The organism is Vibrio sp. Vb2880 (genome assembly GCF_033337975.1).
Lineage (GTDB): Bacteria > Pseudomonadota > Gammaproteobacteria > Enterobacterales > Vibrionaceae > Vibrio > Vibrio alginolyticus.
Window position 1 is genome coordinate 283,752 of the sequence record NZ_JAWORT010000005.1, and the last position, 19,619, is coordinate 303,370.

The 19,619-nt window shown below is 43.3% G+C and carries 18 protein-coding genes; 9 read left to right on the forward strand and 9 right to left on the reverse strand.

The window, feature by feature from the left end; translation table 11 throughout:
- The first annotated feature begins 262 nt into the window (after window positions 1-262).
- Window positions 263-943 (forward strand): MaoC family dehydratase, encoded by a 681-nt coding sequence (locus R7M92_RS08270; protein WP_005375670.1) that lies wholly within the window; start codon window positions 263-265, stop codon window positions 941-943.
- A 63-nt stretch (window positions 944-1,006) separates the two neighbouring features.
- Here the strand turns inward: R7M92_RS08270 and R7M92_RS08275 are convergent, their stop codons facing one another.
- Window positions 1,007-1,831, reverse strand: coding sequence for a phosphate ABC transporter substrate-binding protein (locus tag R7M92_RS08275; RefSeq protein ID WP_017635752.1), 825 nt, complete (start codon window positions 1,829-1,831; stop codon window positions 1,007-1,009).
- A gap of 266 nt (window positions 1,832-2,097) precedes the next feature.
- On the opposite strand from R7M92_RS08275, the gene R7M92_RS08280 reads away from it, so the two are divergent.
- Window positions 2,098-2,451, forward strand: coding sequence for a DUF3024 domain-containing protein (locus tag R7M92_RS08280; protein WP_017635751.1), 354 nt, complete (start codon window positions 2,098-2,100; stop codon window positions 2,449-2,451).
- Between the two features lie 33 nt (window positions 2,452-2,484).
- On the opposite strand, the gene R7M92_RS08285 is transcribed toward R7M92_RS08280, so the two are convergent.
- Together R7M92_RS08285 and rnb are read right to left on the reverse strand one after the other, a co-directional pair.
- Complete coding sequence (locus R7M92_RS08285; RefSeq protein ID WP_053307810.1) at window positions 2,485-3,294, reverse strand: helix-turn-helix transcriptional regulator; 810 nt, start codon at window positions 3,292-3,294, stop codon at window positions 2,485-2,487.
- 71 nt (window positions 3,295-3,365) lie between these two features.
- Window positions 3,366-5,369 carry an exoribonuclease II gene (gene rnb / locus R7M92_RS08290; RefSeq protein ID WP_318133107.1) on the reverse strand — a complete coding sequence of 668 codons (2,004 nt, stop codon included), beginning with the start codon at window positions 5,367-5,369 and terminating at the stop codon, window positions 3,366-3,368.
- 413 nt (window positions 5,370-5,782) lie between these two features.
- On the opposite strand from rnb, the gene R7M92_RS08295 reads away from it, so the two are divergent.
- Window positions 5,783-7,714, forward strand: coding sequence for a DEAD/DEAH box helicase (locus tag R7M92_RS08295; RefSeq protein ID WP_318133109.1), 1,932 nt, complete (start codon window positions 5,783-5,785; stop codon window positions 7,712-7,714).
- A 72-nt stretch (window positions 7,715-7,786) separates the two neighbouring features.
- Here the strand turns inward: R7M92_RS08295 and R7M92_RS08300 are convergent, their stop codons facing one another.
- Window positions 7,787-9,325 carry a putative bifunctional diguanylate cyclase/phosphodiesterase gene (locus R7M92_RS08300; RefSeq protein WP_031781023.1) on the reverse strand — a complete coding sequence of 513 codons (1,539 nt, stop codon included), beginning with the start codon at window positions 9,323-9,325 and terminating at the stop codon, window positions 7,787-7,789.
- Between the two features lie 363 nt (window positions 9,326-9,688).
- On the opposite strand from R7M92_RS08300, the gene R7M92_RS08305 reads away from it, so the two are divergent.
- Window positions 9,689-10,882: an acetate/propionate family kinase gene (locus tag R7M92_RS08305; protein WP_005386205.1), complete on the forward strand. Its 1,194-nt coding sequence runs from the start codon at window positions 9,689-9,691 to the stop codon at window positions 10,880-10,882.
- Window positions 10,883-10,951: 69 nt separating this feature from the next.
- Here R7M92_RS08305 and R7M92_RS08310 read toward each other — a convergent pair whose 3' ends face one another.
- Window positions 10,952-11,881, reverse strand: a complete 930-nt coding sequence (locus R7M92_RS08310) for a LysR family transcriptional regulator (protein ID WP_053303734.1) — start codon at window positions 11,879-11,881, stop codon at window positions 10,952-10,954.
- 128 nt (window positions 11,882-12,009) lie between these two features.
- Here R7M92_RS08310 and R7M92_RS08315 point away from each other — a divergent pair, with 128 nt between their 5' ends.
- From R7M92_RS08315 to R7M92_RS08335, 5 genes are all read left to right on the forward strand, one after another.
- The gene (locus tag R7M92_RS08315; protein ID WP_239932834.1) at window positions 12,010-12,924 is read left to right on the forward strand and encodes an alpha/beta hydrolase; all 915 of its coding nucleotides are present in this window, start codon (window positions 12,010-12,012) and stop codon (window positions 12,922-12,924) included.
- Window positions 12,925-12,996: 72 nt separating this feature from the next.
- Window positions 12,997-13,935, forward strand: a complete 939-nt coding sequence (locus R7M92_RS08320; RefSeq protein ID WP_318133112.1) for an alpha/beta hydrolase — start codon at window positions 12,997-12,999, stop codon at window positions 13,933-13,935.
- Between the two features lie 204 nt (window positions 13,936-14,139).
- Window positions 14,140-14,442: a hypothetical protein gene (locus tag R7M92_RS08325; RefSeq protein ID WP_031781024.1), complete on the forward strand. Its 303-nt coding sequence runs from the start codon at window positions 14,140-14,142 to the stop codon at window positions 14,440-14,442.
- Between the two features lie 237 nt (window positions 14,443-14,679).
- Window positions 14,680-15,111, forward strand: a complete 432-nt coding sequence (locus R7M92_RS08330) for a hypothetical protein (protein ID WP_318133114.1) — start codon at window positions 14,680-14,682, stop codon at window positions 15,109-15,111.
- Between the two features lie 32 nt (window positions 15,112-15,143).
- Window positions 15,144-15,398, forward strand: coding sequence for a hypothetical protein (locus tag R7M92_RS08335; RefSeq protein WP_262635726.1), 255 nt, complete (start codon window positions 15,144-15,146; stop codon window positions 15,396-15,398).
- 182 nt (window positions 15,399-15,580) lie between these two features.
- On the opposite strand, the gene R7M92_RS08340 is transcribed toward R7M92_RS08335, so the two are convergent.
- The 4 genes from R7M92_RS08340 to R7M92_RS08355 all read right to left on the reverse strand — a co-directional run bounded on the left by R7M92_RS08340 (window position 15,581) and on the right by R7M92_RS08355 (window position 19,229).
- Complete coding sequence (locus R7M92_RS08340) at window positions 15,581-15,811, reverse strand: hypothetical protein (RefSeq protein ID WP_262634373.1); 231 nt, start codon at window positions 15,809-15,811, stop codon at window positions 15,581-15,583.
- 91 nt (window positions 15,812-15,902) lie between these two features.
- A complete protein-coding gene (locus R7M92_RS08345) occupies window positions 15,903-16,187 on the reverse strand; it encodes a bacteriocin immunity protein (protein WP_318133117.1) in 285 nt (94 codons plus the stop codon).
- 343 nt (window positions 16,188-16,530) lie between these two features.
- Window positions 16,531-16,776, reverse strand: a complete 246-nt coding sequence (locus tag R7M92_RS08350; RefSeq protein WP_262634371.1) for a cloacin immunity family protein — start codon at window positions 16,774-16,776, stop codon at window positions 16,531-16,533.
- On the reverse strand, window positions 16,776-19,229 hold the full coding sequence (locus R7M92_RS08355) for an S-type pyocin domain-containing protein (RefSeq protein WP_318133124.1): 2,454 nt from the start codon (window positions 19,227-19,229) through the stop codon (window positions 16,776-16,778). The genes R7M92_RS08350 and R7M92_RS08355 overlap by 1 nt, the downstream gene beginning before the upstream one ends.
- Window positions 19,230-19,619: the final 390 nt, after the last annotated feature.

A 19,619-nucleotide genomic window follows, 5' to 3' on the forward strand; every position in this document is an offset into this window, starting at 1 on the left:
TTGCTTGTTTTATGATCACTGATGTGATGTTGGACAGTTTGAAAACGGAGTGAAAAAGGGACAAAAAGTACCAATTTATAGAGTTTTTACTTTATATTGGCGCACGTCAATAAAATGGTGTTTTATTGTTATCTTGCTGATATATAAGACATAACATGCTTTTAGGGTACATGTGTTCGCCCGAAAGTATTTGCAAGACTTTGTGAACTAATTCAAAATTAACTGGTATAGCCAGTTGTGCTTAGAATTCTTAAGGGTGTTTATGAAGGTCACAAATCTATTTAAAGACAAAGTTGATGCGATTTCTGCTCATCAATCCGAGTTTATGAATTGGATGTCTCCAACGTTACGCGATTATTGGAGTGACTTTTTGGGGAAAGCTCAAAATAGCTTTCTTTTCTCAAAAGTTCGTGATCACCAGCAGCCAGCCGTCAACGAAGAAGTTGCACCTCAACCTGCACCGATCGTAATGGCACCTGAGGCTCAAAAGCTTTATGACGAGTTAAGTGAAAAAATTGGCGAAGTTATTCACACTGGTGATTGGGTTCATGTGTCTCAAGAACGTATTAACCAATTTGGTGCGGTAACGGAAGACATGCAATGGATTCATACTGATCCAGAGCGTGCTTCAACTGAATCTCCATTTAAGACAACTATCGCTCATGGCTTTTTAACATTAGCATTGCTGCCTAAACTGACGGATTCAGTTGATCCAGACAAGCCAATGTTCCCAACAGCTAAAATGGTAGTTAACTTGGGTTTAAACCAAGTCCGTTTCCCTTACCCTGTCAAAGCAGGCAATAATGTTCGTGCAGTCAGCACGTTAACAAAAGTAACGCCAATCAAAAAAGGTTTGGAGATTGAGCGCGAAATTAAAGTGGAAATTGAAGGTATTCGTCGACCTGGTGCGGTTGTGGTCTCTGTAATTCAACTGCATTTCTAATTCCGAAACCGGAGAGAACACTACATAGGAAAAGAGAGCATCAAGGTGCTCTCTTTTTTATTTTTACTGATTAAAGTTTTTTACTGGCGTATAACCGTAATCTGCAATCGCTTTTTGTCCCTGCTCTGAACGAAGGAAAGCGATAAAACCTTTACCTGCATCGCTAATCTTATCTACTTTGTATAGCACTAGGAATGGTCGCGCCAACTTGTACTTATGATTGCTAATGTTTGTCGAGGTTGGGTCAATACCATCTAACTGAATCGCCTTGATCGAGCGATCTACTGACCCTACAGAGATAAAACCAATGGCGCGAGTGTTATGGTTAACAATGGTTTTTACCATGCTGTTGCTGTTTACAACCAAGTTGTTTGGGCTGATATCCGAGACAAGGCGATCATTAACGATTTTGGTCAGTCCCAGCAAGCTTTCGAAGCTGTAACGTGAACCTGAAGACGCTTCTCTAGTAACCACCGCGATAGGCTGATCTGCGCCCCCGACCTCTTTCCAATTCTTAATCTTACCTTTGTAAATATCAAACAGCTGTTGCTGAGAAAGGTTTTCTACAGAGTTGGTACGGTTTACAACAACAGCGAGGCCATCATAAGCGATAGGGTATACATTGAGATCTTCACCTTTTTCGCTTTCAGTCAGATAGCGAGAGCTCATGCCTATTTCGGCTACTCCTTTATTGACCATGGTGATACCAGCACTCGAACCAATGCCCTGAACAGCAACGTAATCGTCTGGGTGTGTTTTGTTGTATTCCTCAGCAAGTACATCCATCACACGAGCAACCGAAGTTGAACCCGAGATGTTGATTTCTTTTGCAATGGTAGGGAGGGAGACTGCTATGGCCAATAACGTCGCCACAGTAAAACGTAACATATTAAACTCCATATACGGGATAAAGCAGAGTTTATGATATTGCGTTCAGGTTACACTTTTGTGAACTGTTAGCGCTAAACAGGGGAATTGTTTCTAGTCAAGAGGTGATGGAGCTAGCGTTTCCAAGTGGACTGAGATGATAATCTGGGCAAATGATAATATAGCTATCTTATACTTGAGTTAGGTAGATAACTACCATCGGTGATGATGTAAAGGTTATATACTAGGATCGGCAGCTCTAACTATCATCCATCGGGAGAACGTTGATGTCAGTGTCCCAAATGGCGACAAGTCGTTTATACAAATCAGTTCAATCGCTCTGCTCTGCGCGTAATGCTAACTTGCCTGTCGAACAGGGCAAGTGCCTCTATGAGCTAGTAGAAAATGGCGTTGAGCTTCATCGGGCGCATTTTCTCCTCGACTCCCAGCATAGCGAGTATACTTCTCCCGTCGCGAAGATCATGTTTGATGAGGACAACCAACTTTGGTATTTCTATGTTCCCACATATCACAACGAGCTGTTAAGGTGGGTGCCTTATAAGCCACTTCCATTTAGCCGAATGCTTGAGGACTTACTCAACGAATTGGAGCGTGATCCTCAAGCGTGTTTTTGGGAATAGGGTGAGCCCAACGGATGCGAATGCCGACATGATTTATACTTTAGGCTTAACGACTTGGTTTCTAAAGTCTTTGGGGGTCATGTTGTAAACGGATTTAAATGCTGTACTGAAATGCGCTGCACTTTTAAAACCAGACTCAAACGCTATTTCTGTTATTGATTTTTCTGACTTGCGCAGTTGGGTTGCTGCGAAGTTTATCCGTTTCACCTTTAATATCTGAGAAAACGAAAGATCATCTGCGGCGAGGCGACGTTTTAAGGTCGCGATGGACATGCTCATATGAGCCGCTAAGCCTTCTAGCGTGATGTCTTTTTCAATATTACCCTCAATGTACTTAATGGCTTTTTGAGAGTCGCTCAGGCTACTTGCATCATCTATGATAGATAGGATGTTTGGCTCTACCTCAACCATCAACGACAGCAATGCCATTGCGATATGGCTTTGTGTGTAGTCTGGAGCGTTGCGACTCGCTAACTTAACCAACATGTCCTTCAATTGTGCTACTTCGCTACTGGATTGCGTTGAAAAAGGATAGAAGCGCCTTTCTTCCGTTTTGGAACGTAGCATCGGGTGCGCTTTCTTAAAGTCACAGAATATATTTGGGTTGAAGACTAAAGCCAATGCTTTAAAGCCTCCGTCACTAGAGACGGCTTCTGCACTGCTCAGATCTGCGGAGTTATAGAGTGTGAAATCTCCGGCTTTAAGTTCAAATTGCTCACCATTAGGTTGATGAACTAATAGGGCACCTTCTTCAACAATATATAACCCATTATGTGTTGCAGTGTAACGCTCACTTTTGCGCGCAGTGAAGTGATTAAAGCGAATGATCTCAATGTTCGGCATACTCGTTCTTATCGTTTTACATAACAAATAAAAAAGGCGCTCAATAGAGCGCCTTTTAACTTCATTCGGTATTATTCACTTACAGTCTGTTCTGTTTGTGCTGCTGGTTGTTCAGCGAATACCTGGGTTGGCTTTGCAACTAAACTGCGGTTTTCTTGGTTTACGTCCGCAAGGACAATTTCCAATGTATCCCCAAGTTTGTATACGACCTCTTTATCGATAGAGATGGTACCGTTGTCGCCATTGCACTCAATTCTTTCTTTATTATCAAGAATTAGTGCACCAGGAATAAAGGCTGCTGCGCCATTTTCGAGAAGTCGGACACGTGCGCCTGCACGATTAACATCGAAAATCTCACCTGTGAAACAAGTTTTCTTGCTCGGCTCATCAGCAAGCGTGCGTGCATATAGCCAATCTGAGACATTTCGCTCAGCGATTTTATGATGTTTACGATGTAGAGCTAGCTCTTCGCCTACTTGGTCATCTGGTTTTTGTACAGGTTCTTTACCAAGGATGACGGCCTTCAACATACGGTGGTTGATCATATCACCGTATTTACGAATTGGTGATGTCCAAGTTGCATAGATGTCTAAACCCATTGCGTAATGAGGCAGAGGCTGATTACCCACTTCACTGTATGCTTGGAACTTACGAATACGGTTATCTAGGTAAGACGTTTCTTGAGCAGCCAACCAGCGGCGCAATGCAGCAAAGCCTTCTAGTGTAGCAATAGACTCCGCTGTGAACTCCAACTGGCCTTCTGGATTGACAAGTTGAACCACTTCTTCAATCTTCTCGTTCTTGATACCTGCATGCGTATTGAAGACACCTGTTTCAAATTTATCGCGTAATGTACGACCTGCACAGATGTTTGCGGTAATCATGGATTCTTCAACAAGACGGTTTGCACTGCGGCGCATGTCTGCGTGGATAGCGATTACATCGTTATCTTCACTGAGCTCAAAACGGTAGTCAGGACGATCAGGGAAGACCACTGCGTTTTTCTCACGCCATTCAGCGCGAGCAAGAGAGAACTCATAAAGATCACGAACGATGGTCGCGATCTCTTCAGATGGCGTCCATGCTTCAGAGCTGCCGTTTTCTAACCAATCAGACACGTGATCGTATGCTAGGCGTGCATGTGATTTGATGTTTGCTGCGAAGAATTTAATATCGTCGCCAATCACACCATCTTTACTTACCGTTACGGTACAGCAAATAGCAGGGCGGGTTTCACCTTCAATCAGAGAGCATAGGTTGTCCGCTAAATCACGAGGTAACATCGGGATGTTGCGGCCTGGAAGATAAATAGTATAGCCACGCTCACGTGCTACTTTATCCATTTCATCTTCAGGTGTGATGTAGGCGGTTGGGTCCGCAATAGCGATGGTGAGTTCGAAATCGCCAGATACGGTTTTCTTCGCGTACAGCGCATCGTCCATATCTTTAGTCGATTCACCGTCGATAGTGACGAATGGAACATGAGTCATGTCTACGCGTTCTAGCTCCGCGTCGTCTTTCAGTTCCCAGTTATCGATGCCTGCTGGCTCAGAGTTTGGTAGATCGTTTTGAGCAAGCGTTACCCACCAAGGCGCAATTTTATCATTCGCGTCAGTGATTTTTTCAGAAATTTCTACGAAGAAAGAGTTATCGCCTTTTAGAGGGTGGCGAATAAGATGTGCGACAACCCAATCACCTTCGGCGAACTCGTCAGGTTTAAGACCTTTCTTTAGTTTCGCTTTAAGAGACAGCTTTTTAAGCTGTGGGTGATCAGGTGCTACGTTGAGCTTGCCTTTGAACATTTTTACTCGACCAATAAAGCGAGTCACGGCTTGTTCCAGCAGCTCTTGTGGCTCTGCAACTTCGCGTTCATTTTCGGTGCGGATAATGGCGACGACTTTGTCACCGTGCATGCACTTTTTCATGTACGCAGGCGGGATGAAGAAGCTAGTCTTACTGTCCACTTCCAAAAAGCCAAAGCCTTTATCTGTGGCTTTTATTGAGCCTTCTTTTTTAGGCAGGTTTTCTTGGATTTGCTGCTTAAGCTGAGCGAGTAGTGGGTTATCTTGAAACATCTTTTCTTAAATTACCTATGGAGTTGGGCACACTATAATCATTGCGAGCTATTATTACTACCTGTGGAGCGTAATTTCGCCGTGAATTTTGCCAATTTAACCACGAGAAATTGGCTTAAATATTGATGAAATTCTCATCTGTGAGTTACGCGAATCTACGGGGAATGGTAGGGCTGGTGGAAAAATATGCTAAAAATACCATTGTTGAGAATAAATTGTGATGTAATTCAATTTTTTCTGGATTTTTTTATGCTTTTAAGGAATAATCCGCCTCCCTTAGTCGTCCCTAATGGCTTATCGCGGTTGTGTACTGTGCTGTGTTCCCGTCTGAATGGAATCAGTATCTGGATGGATCAGTATCGAATTGGAAGAGCATATGGGACTGTTTTTTTGTTTAATTAAGTAGGATCCCAATGCAAGATTCTGTTATTCAATTCAGTGATTTATCTCTGAATGATTCTATCCTTTCTGCTCTAGACGGAATGGGTTTCGTGTCACCAACTCCAATTCAGGCTGCGGCAATCCCACACCTATTGGAAGGTGCTGACGCGCTGGGTAAAGCTCAAACAGGTACAGGTAAAACAGCAGCGTTCTCTCTGCCTCTTCTCAACAAACTCGATCTAAACCAACGCAAACCGCAAGCGATTGTACTTGCTCCGACTCGTGAGCTGGCAATTCAGGTTGCAGCGGAAATGAAAAACCTTGGTAAAAACATCAAAGGTTTGAAAGTTCTAGAGATTTACGGTGGCGCATCTATTGTCGACCAAATGCGTGCTCTTAAAAGTGGCGCTCATGTAGTTGTCGGTACTCCAGGCCGTGTTCAAGATCTTATCAATCGCGAACGTCTACACCTAGACGAAGTTAGTACTTTCGTTCTTGATGAAGCAGACGAAATGCTAAACATGGGTTTCGTAGATGACGTAACTGCGATCATGGAGCACGCTCCAGAGTCAGCACAACGCGTTCTGTTTTCTGCAACTATGCCTCCAATGCTGAAGAAGATCGTTGAACGTTTCCTTCGTGACCCTGTAACGGTTGACGTTGCTGGTAAAAACCACACTGTAGACAAAGTTCAACAACAGTTCTGGGTAGTGAAAGGTGTAGAGAAAGATGAAGCAATGTCTCGTCTTCTTGAAACTGAAGAAACTGACGCGTCAATCGTATTCGTACGTACTCGTCAAGATACTGAGCGTCTGGCTGACTGGCTATCTGCACGTGGCTTCAAAGCAGCTGCACTGCACGGTGACATTCCTCAGTCTCTACGTGAACGTACTGTTGATCACATCAAACAAGGTGTTATTGACATCCTAGTTGCAACTGATGTTGTAGCTCGTGGTCTTGACGTTCCACGTATTACGCACGTATTCAACTACGACATCCCATTTGATGTTGAGTCATACATCCACCGTATCGGTCGTACTGGCCGTGCTGGACGTAAGGGTAAAGCGATCCTTCTAGTTCGCACTAACCAAATTCGTATGCTTCGCACTATCGAGCGTGTAACTAAGTCATCTATGGAAGAAATCCAACTTCCTCTACGTGACCAAGTTGCTGAAGCTCGTCTAGCTAAGCTAGGCGCTGAGCTTGAAGCAGAGAAAGAGCACAAAGCACTAGACAAATTTGCTGAGTTGGTAGAGAAACTACAAACTTCTCTAGACATCGACCCAGCAACACTTGCTGCTATGCTTCTTAAGCGTCAGCAAGGCAAACGTCCTCTGTTCTACATTGGCGAAGACCCAATGGTTGACGCAATTGAGCGTGACAAGCAACGTCGTAAAGAGCGTCGTGAAGGTGGTCGCGATGGCGGTCGTAACTTCAACAACCAAGACTGGGATACTTACCAGCTTCAAGTTGGTCGTGAGCAAGGCGTTCAAGTTAAAGACATCGTTGGCGCTCTAGCAAACGAACTAGGTCTAGGTAAAGGTTCTATCGGTGCGATCAAACTAGCTCAAGGTCACACATTCGTACAGCTACCTAAAGCAATGACTTCAGACGCGGCGAACAAGCTAAGCAAACTACGTATCCGTCAACAAGATGTTGGTGCTGTAGTATGTGACTTCGATGATTTCCGCGAGTCTCGTGGTGGTCGCCGTGACGGTGGTCGTCGCGATGGTGGTCGTCGTGATGGCGGTGGTTACCGTGGCAACCGCGAAGGCGGCAACCGTGGTGGTGATCGTCGTGAAGGCGGCCGTCGCGAAGGTGGCTTCCGTGGTAACCGTGACGGCAACCGCGATGGCAATCGTGAAGGTGGCGAACGTCGTTTCGATCGCAACCGTGGTGGTGATCACCGTGGTGCACATCGTGGTGAACGTGGTCACGGTCGTGGCCGTCGTACAGACGCATAATCACGAGTGATTAAAGCGACGGTTTAAGTTGCTACAAAAAGAATTGAAAGCCGAGCAAAGCGCTCGGCTTTTTTATGCGCGTCTAATACGGTTTTGCTTTTCATCGTGTTTGTTTACCCAACTTATTACTTCGTCTAAGGGCAGGGCTGGACAGAACAAGTAACCCTGAATGATGTCACAGCCTCGACTTCTCAAAAAATGCAGTGTGTCCATGTCTTGAACGCCTTCTGCTACGACCGAATACCCTAATCCATGTGCTAGCGCAATCGTGTTCTCAACGATAGAGCGGGAGCCTTCTGTGCGGCTTGCTGTGGAAAGAAATGAGCGGTCGATTTTAATTTGATCAACCGGAAGATCTCTTAACAGTGACAAAGATGAATACCCAGTGCCAAAATCATCCAAGCTGATCTTTATACCTAATCCTTTTATTTGATGAATTAAGGGGTTGAGCTCAACGACCCTATCGATCGCCATTGTTTCAGTGATCTCTAAACTTATTAGGTCAGCGAATTGAGGGTTTACTTTGAGCAAAGTTTCTAAGCGATTAAACAGCAAGTTAGATGAGAGATCTTTCGCTGATAAGTTTACGTGGACAGGAAGCTTAATGCCTTTCTCTATAAATGTTTGCAGATCCCTTTCTACTTGGTTAAGAACCCACATGGTAATGTTGTGCACCTGATTGCTACGCTCTGCGATAGGAATGAAGTCGTTGGGTGAGATCGTTTTACCATTTTCGTCATGCCAACGAATCACTGCTTCAAAACCGACAGCTAAGTTAGTGTGTGCATCAATCAACGGTTGGTAATACAACTGAAACTCTTCTTTTTCAAGCGCACATTGAATACGAGAAGATATTTCAAGTTGGTACTTAGCCCCGACGTTCATATCCTCATTATAAAACGCAAAAAGATTGCCATTACGCTTGGCGTGATACATAGCGATATCTGCGTGCTTGATCAAAAGATCATTGGTTAGGGCGTCATATGGGTAGGTGCTTATACCGAAAACAACGCGGCAGGAAACTTGAAACTCATCTAAATGAAAGCGTTCAGACATTGCAGAATCTAGTTCTTCTATGAGTTTTTTACCCGTTTCCTCGCATGCAGAAGATGTCAGGATGACAAATTCATCACCACCAACGCGGAATATCTGGTCATTGCCTTTCAGTTTCCCCTGAAGGCGTTGACCAATTTGAATAAGTAACTGGTCTCCGCAAAAGTGACCCATTGCATCGTTGACTTGTTTAAAATTAACCACGTCAAAAAGGATCACCGAGAATGGGTCTCTAGATTGTATTCTGCCTTCGATAGACTCAAAGCAGTATTTACGATTAGGGAGCCCAGTAAGAGCGTCATGGACGGCATTACGCTTCTCTCTTTCAGCAACAGTATGAAGCTCTAATATCGAATCGTTGCTCCACTTAATCACCAGCACGACAAAGATACTGCCGCCAAAAAGTATAAGAGAAACCCCCGTTTCTAAGAGAGAAGCAATAGGTTTTTGCATGATGGCGTGCAAAAAAACGGCATAAGCAAAAATGAAACAGCTGATTAACAATAATAGGAAAGTCCACCCGGTTACGTCAGTTTTCGAGCAGATGTTTTTTGTCATCTGCCATCCCCAGCAGAGCAAAATCAAACCTAAGATCACTAATAGAAATGCAATAGTGGGCACATTATTACCCCGATTTATTGATTGGTTTGTTATTTTTGTTCACCCAATAAACAACGTAGCTTATATATCTGACTTTGTACAAATTGACCTATTCATAAATTATGTTTAACAAGTGATATTTTTTAGCCTTCAAATAAAATCAAAACTTGCTACAGATCAACAAAATTTGTTCAATCAAATCGCTTTTACTAAAAGATTGTTGAAAGATTAAAAAATTATTGAATAATAGAGGGGAAAACAAGAAGTACGCAGCGCACAAGCGCTATTACAACCTCTGCTCTACAACAGGATAACTATTTCATGTCTAATTCGTTTGTACTGGTGATCAACTCTGGTAGCTCTTCATTAAAATTTGCTGTTATTGATTCTGAAACCGGTGAAGCTTTGGTATCAGGTATTGGTGAGTGTTTTGGCCTACCTGAAGCTGAAATCAGTTGGAAATATCAGGGAGAAAAAACCGTTGAAGCAATTCCAGCTGGCGGTAACCATCATCAGTACGCTGTTGAGCGAGTGGTAAAACTACTCGAAACTCTAGGTTTGAGCTCAAAATTTGTCGCTGTAGGCCATCGCATTGTCGCAGGCGGTGAAACCTTTAAAGGAACTGTGAAAGTTGATGAAACAGTTATTCAAGAAGTAGAGCGCCTTGCTGAACTTGCACCACTTCATAACAAAGCGAACGCTGAAGGCATGAGAGCGGCAATGGCGGCGTTCCCTTCACTGCCTCAATTTGCTGTATTTGACACTGCTTTCCACCAAACAATGCCAGCCAAAGCCTTTATGTACGCACTTCCTTACGAGCTTTACGAAGAGCATAAAGTGCGTCGTTACGGTGCTCACGGCACAAGCCACTATTACGTAAGCCGTGAAGCAGCGAAAATGCTAGATAAGCCGGTTGAAGAAAGCAGCTTTATCACTGTGCACTTAGGTAACGGTGCATCAGTGAGTGCGGTTAAAAATGGCGAATGTGTTGATACAAGTATGGGTTTGACGCCGTTAGCTGGCCTAATGATGGGCACTCGCTGTGGTGACCTCGACCCAAGTGTTATCGAGTTCCTTTTCCGTAAAGGCTGGGAAAAAGACGAAGTGTTCGAGATGATGAACAAGAAGTCAGGTTTCTTAGGTGTATCTGGTGTGACAAGTGATGCTCGTGGCGTACTAGAAGCAATGGAAGCGGGGAATTCACGTGCGAAGTTGGCATTCGAGATCTTCACTTACCGCGTTGCGAAATACATTACTTCCTACCTAGCGGCTCTGGATTCATTAGACGGCATCATCTTCACTGGTGGTATTGGTGAAAACTCACTACCAATTCGTCGTGAAATCTTGAAAAACCTAAAACTGTTAGGTTTTGTTGAAGATGAGAAAGGTAACGAAGATGCAAGATTTGGTAACGCAGGTGTTATTGCAACATCTGAGTTGTTAGGTGCCAAAGCTCTTGTTATTCCTACTAACGAGGAATTTGTGATAGCCAAACAATCGGTTGAGCTATTGTAATATATAACGAAAACAGAAAGTTAAAAGCGAGCCTCGTGCTCGCTTTTTTTATTTAAAGCAATTTGGCAATTACTCTTTGAGTTTCAGAGCTTCGCGCTTTTCGATTAAAAAATCCATCAAGACGCGGATTTTTTTCGGCATATGCTCTCGTGAAGGTATATATAAATAAAACCCTGGAAACTCTTTGCACCAAGGTGTCAGAACTCGGGTCAATCTTCCCTCATCTATGTGCTTTTCCACCCATAAATCAATATGTTTCACTAAACCCACACCCTGTATTGCAGCTTGTAACATACTATAGTCATCATTAAAAATAGCATTGCCTTTAGGCTCGAAAACTAGGGTGCGCTTTGCAACATCTGGAGAGGTTAGGGACCAATGATCAATTGTTCCGCTAGAGGTAAAACGATAAGCAAGGCAATTGTGACCTTCTAAATCCTCAGGAGTTTGAGGTAGTCCATTTTGCCTAAAGTATTCAGGAGAGCCCACTATTGCCGTTGTTAACGGCGGAGTAATAGGGATCGCAACCATATGTTCATCTAAGCTTAATCCTAAGCGAATGCCAGCGTCAACGCCTTCTGCGACGATGTTAGAAAACCCATCATCCATGATTAGCTCTAGGCGTATTTTAGGATAACGAGAGAGGAACTCACCTAGATAGGGCTCAATAAGCAGCCGAGCAGCGGTTCTTGATACACTGATACGGATTAATCCCGAAGGCTCAAGATGAGAGTCGTTCAATTCGTTAACGACCTGCTCAATGTTCACCAATGAAGGTTGCAAAATATCAAGCAGACGTTGGCCTTCTTCCGTCAGCGACATACTTCTGGTGGTTCGATTAATTAACCGAACTTGTAGCTGTTGTTCTAACGCTTTTAGGTGTTGTGATAAGGCAGCACGGGTTACCCCCATTTCTAAGGCTGCTTTAGTGAAACTGCGATGGCGAGCAATATGTGCAAACCACGTCAGTGATGAAATTAAAGAAGGTTCTATTCTCATTTGTTAAGTATAACTAAACAGTCATGTAGATAAAACGATATTTATCCGAAACAGTGTGTTGACTAATATTACCTCGAAGCTTAGGTCAGCCTTAGATGAACAGTTAACCTCTAATGGAGAATGTCGCTATGTCTAAAGTCACTTTCAAAAATCTCAATGGTCAAGGTATTGAGATTTCAGCGGTTATCAACTTCCCTACAGATTTTGATGCAAGTAAACAATATGCGGCGGTTGTTGTTTCACACCCAGGTGGTGGCGTAAAAGAGCAAACCGCAGGCCTATATGCGAGTAAACTTGCAAAAAGCGGCATAATTGCCATTGCGTTTGACCGTTCGTATCAAGGTGAAAGTACAGGTGAGCCTCGCCAAATGGAAAACCCTTACACGAGTACTGAAGACGTGAGCGCAGTCGTCGACTATCTGACAACGTTAGAGTACGTCGATAACGATAAAATTGGCGCAATGGGGATTTGTGCTGGTGCGGGCTATAGTGCAAATGCAGCGATCAATGATCGTCGAATCAAAGCACTGGGTATGGTTAGTGCCGTAAACATTGGCCAAATGTTCCGTAATGGTTGGGATAATTCGGTTAACGATGCTGACGCTGTTGGTTACTTAGAATTTGGTTCGAATGCTCGCACAACCGACACGAATGGTACAGAATTCGCGACTATTCCTCTAGCTCCGATGCGTGAAGAAGATGCCTCAAATGCAGAGCTACGCGAAGCTTGGGAGTATTACCACACACCACGTTGTGAACATCCAAATGCGCCGGGTTTTGCTCTAACTCGTAACTTAAACCAGATCATTACTTACGATGCGTACCACAAAGCGGAAGCATTCCTAACTCAGCCAATTATTGCTGTCGTTGGTAGCGACGCAGGCAGCAAATGGATGAGTTATGACCTGATAGAGCGTGCAGCGAGTTCAGATAAAACCTTGTATGTCATTGATGGTGCAAACCATATGTCGCTTTATGATGTTGCCGAATACGTCGATGACGCAGTATCCCAACTCGCATCTTTCTTCCAACGCACTCTTTAATATTCCCGATGAAAGGCTCAATTGCTTCGAGCCTTTCTGCTCTCAAGGCTTTTTACTCTTAAGGTATTGATTATGAATATGCAAAAAATCACTTTTAGAAATGCTGATATGGTTTGGGATATGTCTGCATTAATTTTATTCCCAAAAGGCTTCAATGAATCGAAACGCTACCCAACAATGATAAGTGTTCATCCTTTTGGTAGTTGTAAAGAACAAACATCCAGCGCTGTCTATGGTAAAGCCCTTGCTGAGTTAGGTTACGTCGTGATCGCATTTGACGCGAGCTTCCAAGGAGAATCGGGGGGATTGCCTCGTTACGTGGAAGACCCAAGTCAACGTGTTGAAGATATCAGTCGCGTTATCGACTATGCAGTAACTTTACCATATGTCGATGAGAATAGAATTGGTGGACTCGGTATCTGCGGCGGTGGTGGTTACATGATCAATTCAGCCCTAACCGAAAAGCGCTTGAAAGCTGTCGTAGGTATTACACCTGTTAACTTAGGCCGCTTGTTCCGTGAAGGCTTTAGTATGTACGACCCTATCGCCAATCTTGAAGCTATGGCTGCACAGAGAACAGCCGAAGCTCGCGGCTCAGAGCTGAAAATCGATGAACTTCTTCCTCCAAATATTGAATTTGCAAAAGAAAATGGATTAACAGAACGAGACGTGTTCGAAGCTACTGAATACTACAAAACATCACGTGGACAAACCGAAGGTGGTGCAACTCGTATGCTGTTTTCACATGCACAGAAAACACTGAGCTGGGATGCCTTTGCATTTGCCGAAACGTTATTGACTCAGCCTGTTATGGCCGTGGTAGGGCAAAAAGTCGGGGCGTTTGGTGCTTATCGTGATGGGCAGGAAATTTATGGTCGCTCTGTTCAATCAAAAGACCGACAACTGGTTAATCTAGAAAACTGGTCTCACTATGAACTGTATGACCACCCCGAAGCAGTAAGTATGGCAATGGACAAGGTTTCTGCATTTCTTGAAACACACCTAAAGTAATCCAACAAGTTAGGAGCGTTTTGTATGGTTACAAAGCGCTTTTTTTAACACCGTAAGATGTAGTTCGAAGCGAGTAGGTCGGTAAATCTTCGTGCGAATAACCTCATCTACAGGCTATTGACTAAATACCACTGCCAAATACTGTTTAAGACAATGTACACTGAAACCTAATTAAAGGCGTTAGATAGGAATGAAGTTTAATTTATGCGCAAATCAGATAAGAAGGTTGAGAATCTAATTAGAGAAGTGTTGACCGAAGTTTGTGAAGATACGCTAAAAGGCTACGATGGCTTTCTTTGGGTGACTCATACCGTCAAATTCTCTTCTTTTCCACAAAGCTTAGAAATAGTCTGCGTCTTCGAAACGAAGCAAGATCGAGCTAACTTTTTTGAAGGAGAGGGCCGCCAGCATGTTTCCACAACTATTCAAAAGGCCTTTAATAAGGTAGGAGTGCAACTAAAGAACGTCAGTAAGCAAATCAGTTACGATACAAAACAAAAGTGTTAGTGCGGGCAGCAATTGAAGTGAGTTAGGGTTGTTTTAGGCATCCAAAGCTTCATTTTATGAGTTTTTATATAAAGCCTGAAGACTAAGCTTGGGCTTTCTTTGCCAAACTTATCTTTGCCCCTAAGTGTGTTAGAACTCATGGTTGCAACATTTGCGAAAGTTCTCTTTTGACTCAATTAATCTAATACACTTAATATGCAACTATATATCACTCTAATGCCGATTAAAGAGGTAGCTATGGTAGCGGCAATTCAAGACCGTATTACAGAAGTTCGCTACTTTCTGCAAGTACGATTAACTGATATACATGAGATTCAAGCACATCCGGACAACCTCCCCGTAATGCAGGCTGTATTGTACTCATCCTTTATAGATGCATTAGGGGCTACACGATATGGTAGTAATGTTGACACTCGAGAACGCTTTACTCGTGTAATCATAGAACATGGCAATTGGCTCGAAGCTGAAAAAATATGCCCAATGCATCTACATCGTTTTTTGGACATCTCACCAGGCTTGCCCAAACTAACACAACACTTGGCATTTTTAATCGATGATTGGAGAAGCAACCAGGATGGTATGATTTTTCTAGATTTAGCTCCGACCAAAATTGAAATAGCGGAATTATGGCCGGACAATGGAGAAAAAAACATCATAAAAAAACACTAAGTCATTTCACTTACGCAAATTTACTATACGGTATGAGAAATGGACTATTACACCAACAGTATGCTGCTAAAGGCTTGCCTCTATTTCCGAAGGAACAAGAAAACGTACATTACATTTTCTGGAATAAACTTGAGAATGGCGGTCAACTAGAACTTATTTACCCTACTCAATTTTTGGCTAAACTATGTGATACTTTGCTCGAGAGCGTCATGAATGACTTCGAAGCAAAGAATGAAAAGCCATGGGATATCGGTCATTTTCCAAATTACTTAATTGATGGGCTGTAACAAAATAGCTTATTTTTTCCCCATTATAAGACAGAGTAAATACTCATTCATATCCTGTTAATTGGGTTTTGCCTTACTAAAAGTAATCCATTCTTCTAATTCTGTTCGTTGTTAATCCTCGTGTTGTATTACGGGGGGATTCTTAAGTTGTCTACATCGTATACAGAACCGCCATGTTGTATTTATTCAAAATGGTGCATTTCGAAAGAACGTCTTCCCCCAACGGCACCCTTAAACCTTGCTTGAGGAGCTTTGCCATCCATCATCTTTTTAAGGTTCTCAGGTATAAATTGACTTGAATCGGGAGTAGTTTGCCAACTTGCTTCACCGTTTTCTTCTGGCGTCCAATTGATGGTTGGTCCGTTATCTTCAATCGCAATGGACAAAATGTTATGTTCACCGAGAACAGCCATAAGGTTCTGACACAAGAGGACTTTGAACTGTTTTTATAACAGATTGAATCGTGTGAATAAGAAAAGGCGTCATCGTGACTCCTTTTGCTTTTTACTCTTTTAAGCAAGGTTTTCCTTGATTAGTATACCACTCTTTTATTTCTAAAATAACACCGTCAGGGGAGTCATCTCTACCTGGGGAAGGGGGGAAGATCAAAGCATTACCATCAGGGTGAGATACTAACTCTGAAAAATGAGCGGATAGATTTGATATATGCAAGTCATAAGCTTCATCATCTAAATCGTTAGTGTCGGTATCTTCGAAAAATTCTTCTAAGAAGCGATACAATTCCGCCTCGGTGTAGTCTTGTAAGGCATCTTTAATTACAAGCTTCATATTATTGAACCTTATGTATCTCAGCAACAGTAGTAAATGTCCGCTTTGAAAGTGTCACAAGAGAGTTTTGAGCTGATATTAAGCATTAACTTGAGCATATTTGATGATTCGCTCGACGGTGATTTCAGGGACACCTTCAAGTAATTCTTGCAGTATAAATACTTTTAAGAAGTAGTCATACCCCTTCGGTAAGCCTCCATCCTCTGGCTCTGTGCAAAGTAAAATATGGGATTCAGGATTCCATGTACTGTCAATGTAAATAGTTAAGTCAGGATCTAAATGTAAATGCCTATTGTTTTGTACTATTTGTGATAGATTCATCGGAGCCGAGGTTTTCTCATATTTAGTCGGCAGTACCTAACTGATAATCATACTCTGGTTCATAGAAGTATTTATCAATCAACTTCTCTATGTCTAAAGCTTGCGCGTCACTAATATCAAATCCGCCAGCCCCACTTGTTAGGAACTGAATATCATCTTCTTTTAACCCTAATACTTGAGCAATTCCATCGAGGTGTTCTTGTTCAATGGCTAACTCTGAAACGAGTAACTCAGTCTGTTTGTCGAACTTTTCAATAACAATTTTCATTATTTCTCTACCTTTCTAGCCGGGTCTGCTTCTTTTGTTTGCTCTCCCGATATGTGATCAAACTCGCCGATATGTTTACCATTTTTCGTATAAATTTCGACTTTTCCATGCTGAGAATCCCACTCGTAGATTCGTCCTTTTTTATCTTTCCACCGTTCTCTTAGTTTCCCTCCACCTTGTACTGACGTTTTTTTCTTTGCTTTAATTGCATCAGGGAAAGCGGGTAATGGTGGGCTCCCCTTAGGGGCTGGAATGTACTTAATATCGCTATTCGGTTTGTTGTAAACCACATAGAGCGGAGCAATACCTGAGCTTTCAGGGAACACTAAAATCGCATCACGCCAGTCTTTTTCTTCTGGCGCAGGCGTAACGGTGACGTTCGCATCGCTACCCGAGTGGATTGGCGTGACCAGTATATCGTCTTTTTCAAACCCATCACTATGATCGGGGGTAGTTTGCCAACTTGCTTCACCGTTTTCTTCTGGTGTCCAATAGATGGTTGGTCCGTTCTCTTCAATCGCAACGAACAACTGACCATTGTTCCCCTGTTTCACATATTTGATGGGGATTCGTGTGTCGTCTACATGATACCCCTGTATGTGCGGATAAAACTCGCCATCTTGGGGCTCGGTAATGTGGACACGAACGCGGCTTTGTGCCGTGGTCACTTGGCGTAAATCTTGGTCTGTGTATTGGGTGTTATCGCCAAACAAGCTTTGCTGCATGGCAAACAAAGCGCCAATGCCCTCGACCTGCCAGCGGTAGCCCTCGACGATTTTGTCTTTCAATGTGCCGGCCAGTTTATCTAACTGCATCGCTGCGGTTTGGGTTTGCTGCATTTGCTCTGGGGAACCGGCGACAGCTGCGGAACTGCCCATAGCCATTTGTGCTTGTGTCGCTTGAATGGCGGGTATGACAGCAGTTGGGTTTGCATTGGCTTGTGCAAAGAAGAATGACCAAGGACCAAAGTTACTTATTGACTCTTGTTGGTCGCCAATTTCAATACATCCCTCTGGTCTGGTGCAGGATTTAGCGAACACGAGCAAGCTCGTGGCGTCTTTTAAATTGAGGATTACCACATCGCCTTCTATGCAATCGGCAGTGTTAATGGCTCTATATTTGGTCAACCCGAGCAATGGATCACTGTGCTGATAATGACTGTTGCGGATGTTGTTGTAAGTTTGTGGGCGCAGCGGCGGAAAGGTATTCTTTTTGTCCGGTGCTTGTTGTTGCTGTTTCTCAGCAACAGTAATTTCATCACCGACCGCGAGTGACAGAGGGTCGGCCTCAAACACTGGGTTAAGCAAGAGCAAGGCTTTAGCTCCCATACCATATAGTTCAGCGATGCTTTGCCAGTCTTCCCCTGCTGTTACGGTGTGCGTCGCTGCGGTTTGTTCCGCTTGCGTCTCATCGTTGTTAACTTCTGAGCGCGCTTCTTCCGGCTGTTTGACCGTATCAAACAATGCGGGGATATCCAACTTTATCCCGTTTTCACACAGCCAATCTTCACTGAGATTATCGAGCTCTTCACGCGTGATTTGTCGCTCAAGATAAATGATGTATTGATTTTCGATGATTTGATCGGCTAATTTCCAATACACCAAAATAGCGCTTTGGTCTTTAGTAAAACCACGCTCGTCATTGAGCTTGTCTTGTGTCGATTGCGTAGCGTAAAACGCCCATTTTTCTTCCCCAAGAATTTTGTATTCTTGGACAAGTTCGCCATCATTAAAGTGGTAGTAATAGCCTTCTGTAGGCAAACCTAAACGTTCACCCAATCGCACTGCAGGGACAACAGGTATAAAACCTTCCTCAGCTTTATGGCTGCCGGCTTTTTGTAATGTGACGGCTTCCAATGGTGTCAGTCCGAGATTGTCATCAGCGATGTGTATATTTAAACGCTTTGGCTCATCAAACACACATAACGCTGTGTAGCGGGTGCCTTGCTCGGTATTGGCTTGCTCCCAACGGGTCACCGCGTTCTCTTTTTCAGTTTTCGCTAAAGCAAAGTCACTGTGCACCATTTTCTTTATGGTGGTATCCGAGCATCCGACTTCGAAGCTGTACTCAAACTCCTTGATTAGTTCCTCTTCACTTTCGGTTGCGATTGGCGGCAACGTGTAAACTTGTTCGGGCGTCGAGGTTTCCAAGATACAAGAGCGGTAACCTCCCGTTGTTCTGGTGGTTTTCGTTATTGCTAACAAATTATTAGCCGCATCATCCGAAAGTTCAGAGATAACCTCAGAATTCAGCCGCCAAGTTTTAGGACCTATTGGGTCGTTGTAACTAAGTAGAGCGGGAATTTGAGGCGTATCACTCACGAGCACGAGATTGCCTTCGTAGAGATGCTGCTTTAGCTGTTCAAAAGTAAGATGTGAAGGAATAGCAGAGGCGATATCCGCTTCCGAAATATTATGGAAGTTGCCCTCTATCAATCCAAATTCATGAGACATCACTTCCGACAGTGGAAGAACTTTATAGGACACACAAATACCTAAAGTGAATACTAGTTATCACGGCAATAAGCAGTAAGCATGCCATTAACTTTCTTCTGTAAAATCAGCTAGGTAGGATGATAGTAGTGTATGCCGATACAATTTTTGTTTAACGAGCCAAAAAGTTGGATACAAATCCAAGAAGTTGGTCGGTGTTGGCTATGGTCTTTGTGTACGGTACCTGTTTAGTTGAAGCGATACATATGGTGTTTTTGCCCGTGAACACATTCGTAGTGGGCACGTTGTGGATGTAATAGTTCTAAGAAGGTTTTGCCCCAAAACTCGCTAGACCAAACACTCTACAAGATCTGTTTCGTTCATTTTATCCTACAAAAAGTTATTCGATAG